This window comes from uncultured Amaricoccus sp., from assembly GCF_937858865.1.
Classification (GTDB): Bacteria; Pseudomonadota; Alphaproteobacteria; order Rhodobacterales; family Rhodobacteraceae; genus Amaricoccus.
In genome coordinates this window covers 1-3,791 of record NZ_CALLYO010000245.1, presented here as the reverse complement: position 1 = coordinate 3,791, position 3,791 = coordinate 1, and the positions used below count along the sequence as shown (strand labels likewise).

4 protein-coding genes and 1 tRNA gene are annotated in these 3,791 nt (G+C 66.7%); all 5 read right to left on the bottom strand.

Annotated elements, in window-relative coordinates; translation table 11 throughout:
• Positions 1 to 208 (bottom strand): cation transporter (locus Q0112_RS06780; protein ID WP_297973090.1); only part of this gene is annotated, 208 nt, incomplete at its 3' end.
• 52 nt (positions 209 to 260) lie between these two features.
• A complete protein-coding gene (locus tag Q0112_RS06775; protein ID WP_297973084.1) occupies positions 261 to 1,685 on the bottom strand; it encodes a multicopper oxidase family protein in 1,425 nt (474 codons plus the stop codon).
• A gap of 256 nt (positions 1,686 to 1,941) precedes the next feature.
• Positions 1,942 to 2,700 (bottom strand): glutaredoxin family protein, encoded by a 759-nt coding sequence (locus Q0112_RS06770; RefSeq protein WP_297973081.1) that lies wholly within the window; start codon positions 2,698 to 2,700, stop codon positions 1,942 to 1,944.
• 4 nt (positions 2,701 to 2,704) lie between these two features.
• Positions 2,705 to 3,181, bottom strand: coding sequence for a DUF305 domain-containing protein (locus Q0112_RS06765; RefSeq protein WP_297973087.1), 477 nt, complete (start codon positions 3,179 to 3,181; stop codon positions 2,705 to 2,707).
• A gap of 425 nt (positions 3,182 to 3,606) precedes the next feature.
• Positions 3,607 to 3,680, bottom strand: a tRNA-Gln gene (locus tag Q0112_RS06760).
• Positions 3,681 to 3,791 lie beyond the last annotated feature (111 nt).

Below are 3,791 nucleotides of genomic sequence, written 5' to 3'. Positions count from 1 at the left end.
CGGCCGGGCGCCGCGCCAGCCGCGCGGCGACGATCGCGACGAGCACCCCGCCGACGGCCGAAAAGGTGTGGAAGGCGTCGGAGATCACCGCGACCGAACCGGTCCAGAGGCCGATCCCGAGCTCGACGACGAAGTAGAGCCCGGTCAGCCAGCCGGAGATCGCCAGCGCCCGTCCGCTCGCCGGCAGGTGCCCGGCGTGGCCGCCCATGGCGGGCGCCGGCGCCGTGTGCTGTCCGTGGCCGCCCGCGTGCGGCCCCGGGTCAGGCATACCTCAGGCTCGTCATCATGCCGGCGGCCATGTGGTAGAGGTTATGGCAATGCAGCGGCCAGTCTCCGGGATTGTCGGCGTCGAAGGCGATGGTCACGCTCTCCATCGCCGGAACCAGCACCGTGTCCCGCATCGCGCCGCTGAGCCGCGTCTGGCCGAGGCCGACGATCTGGAAGTGATGGCCATGCAGGTGCATCGGATGCGACATCATCGTCTGGTTGACGAAGGTGAGCTCGATCCGCTCGCCCTCGCGAACCTCGAGCGGCACCCGGTCGGCGAACCCGTGGCCGTCGAGGCTCCAGACATAGGGCGCCATGCTGCCGGTCAGGTCGGTGGCGAGGCGCCGGTCGGCGGTTCGGTCCGGAAGCGGCTCGGCGGCGACGAGCTTCCGCTCCAGATCGAGCAACACCGGCGGCGCAACCGACCCCGCCTCCGCCGCGACGCGCTCGACCCGCGCCCCACTAGCCGCGAGGATGAGGCCGGTGCGGGCGCGGTCGCCTTCCCGCTGGGCGAGGATCGGCAGGGCGACCGCCTCCGATGGCACATCCAGCTCGATGTCGAGCCGCTGCGCCATCGCGATCTCGAAGCGCTGCCCCCTGACGGGCTGCACTGCGCGGCCGTCGACTGCGACCAGGGCGCCGGTCGCGGGACCGAGATCGATCCAGAAGTTGGTGGAGGCGGCGGCGTTGATGATGCGAAGCCGCACCCGTCCGCCACGCTCGACCCTCACCACCTCGGGATCGCTCAGGTCGCGGTCGTTGACGAGGAAGGCGTCGAAGGCGACGTCGTTGAGGTCCATGCCCCCGATGCCGTGACCGCCGGCGGCTGCAGCCCCGTGATCCATGCCCGCCATGCCTTGCTGGCCGGCCCCGCCATGAACCATGCCAGGCATCGCATGGCCCATCGCGGCATGGTCCATGCCGCTCGCCGGCGCGCGCACCATCCCCATCTCCATCGCGGCGGAGCCCGATCCGATGTGGGCCATCTGCCCCGACGTCAGCCGAGCGAGGATCTCCTCAGCCGGCGTGAAGCTGAAGTCGTGCAGGAACATGACGACGTCCTGCCGATCGATGCCGCGCTCGGCGTCGTCGCGGACGATCAGCGGCGCCGCGAGCAGGAGCTGCTCCTGCAGCCCGAAGTGCGAATGCATCCAGTGGGTCCCCGGATGCGTCAGATCGAAGGTGTACTCGGCGCTCTCGCCCGGCGCCATCGGCGGCTGCGACAGCGGATTGCCGTCGAGCCCGAACGGCGGCGTCAGCCCGTGCCAGTGGATGATGGTCGGCTCGGCGCTGTCGTTGCGGAGCCGGGCGTGAAATCCCTCGGAGCGGTAGAGGTCGAGACCCGGCCGCCCCGCCTCGTCGACGATGCCGAAGACCGTCGCGGCTCGGCCCTGGACCTCGATGACACGCGACCGCACCGCCAGTTCGCGGATCGGCGCCGTCGCCCGGGCGATCCCCGGAAAGGCAAACGGGCCAAGCGCCGCTCCGGCGAGCCCGCCAGCTACGCCGCACAACAGCCCGCGCCGATCGATCCGAACCTGTGACATTGCCCTGCTCCTGACGAATTGCCGCGCATCGCGGATCGGCGCCGCGACCCGCGAGGGACACGGCGACTCAGGGCATACCGCTTCCAGCAACTGGAAGGTCAAGCATCAAGAACGTGGGAGAGCCAATCTACCAGACGGCGCCGATCCCCATCCATAGCGCCATGGCGACCATCATCAGGTTCTCGGTCAGCGAGATGAAGCCGAGTGGCACATTGCTGCCGCCGCCGACGCAGGCGCACTTGAGCTCGCGCCGGTCGATGTAGACCGCCTTGAACACCGAGACCGCACCGACCGTGCCGATGAAGAGCGCAACCGGCGCCGCGAGCCAGATCAGCGCCCCGGCGATCATCAGCACACCCGCGAGCGTCTCGCCGAACGGGTAGAGATAGGCGTAGCGCACCTCCCGGCGCGCCAGCAGGTCGTAGTTCAGGAACATCGTGCTGAAGCCCTCGAGGTCCTGAAGCTTCTGCACCCCGAGCAGGCACATGGAGATCGCGATGAACCACTCTGCCGCCCGGACGGTCAGCAGGCTGCCGGTGGCGGCCCAGCTCGTTGCCAGCGCCATAAGCAGCGCCACGGAGAAGATGGCGATCACCGGCCGGTAGCTGGTGTCGCCCTCGTGCTGCACCTCCTGCCCGAAGTGCTCCCGGAGCTCGTCGTAGCCACCGATCCGCTCCCCGCCGATGAAGACCTGCGGCGTGGTATCCACCCCGTGCTCGCGCTCGAAGGCCTCGGTCTCCGCGTGCGTCGTTAGGTGGTGGTCCTCGACCTTCAGGCCCTGGCGCTCGAGCAGTGCCTTCGCCTTCAGGCCGTAGGGGCAGAGGTGATCCGGCATCACCATGCGGTAGAGCTCGGCCGTCTTCGTCCCGCTTGCATCGAGTGGCATCGCTTTACCTCCCGTCGACTTCTGGCGTTGCCGGCGGCCCGCCTTGCAGGTCGGTGATCAGCGCCTCCATCTCGGCGATCTCGCGGCGCTGCGCCTCGATGATTCCGTCCGCGAGCGCACGAACCCGGGGATCGGTGATCTGCGCCCGCTCGCTGGTCAGGATCGCGATCGAGTGGTGCGGGATCATCGCCCGCATATAGGAGACGTCGCCGACCGTGACCTGGCTGCGAAGCAGAAAGAGCGCGACGGCGAACAGCAGGACGCTCCCGGCGACGATTGCGACGTTCGCCCGGCGGTTGGTGTACATGCCAAGCATGAAGGCCAGCATAATGACCGCCATTGTCGCGCCCATGTAGAGCGCGGCATAGGCTCGCGTTTCGCTGAACCGCACGTGATCCCAGGCGTAGGTGTTGAGATACATCAGCGCGAACATCGCGAGCGTCGATGCCGCGATCATCGCGAGGAGCCGCGCATAGGACATCTTCATCAGCAGGAACCTCCTCGCATTGCCAACGTCCTTCCAGCGCTGGAGGGTTCCATCGGCGGAGCTCAGTAAAAATGAGCTCATGGTCAAGCGGCATTTGCCTTCGATTATCGGAATAGATGGGGCCTAAAGCTCCGAGGCGGGGGTGTCCTCGCGAGGGATGATGCGTCGCAGATGTACTTCAGCCCAGTGCCGGCTTAGGGCCGATACTGCCTGTGCATATCCGCTTAATTCGGGGTCTAGCCCATTCCGGCCCCCAAAGCGCGACCTGCGATTCCTGCGCAGGCGTCGTTTCGGCGAGAGGACCTCAACCAGAACGCGACGAGAACCGCGAGGGCAGAAAAAGGGCAGAAAAAGGGCAGAAAATGGCTGGGGGAACGAAAGGCGCCCTAAATTCCTTTTGTAAAATCAGGATGTTAGACTGGCTGGGGAACCTGGATTCGAACCAGGACTAACGGAGTCAGAGTCCGCTGGTCTACCGTTAACCTATTCCCCAGTGTCTATATCACTTACGGTTATCGACACGAAAGTTCAAGGGTGCTGACCTGCCCCGGCCAGGGCTCCGAACTCATATGACAGATGACGGGCGAGGATTTCTCTGAATCGA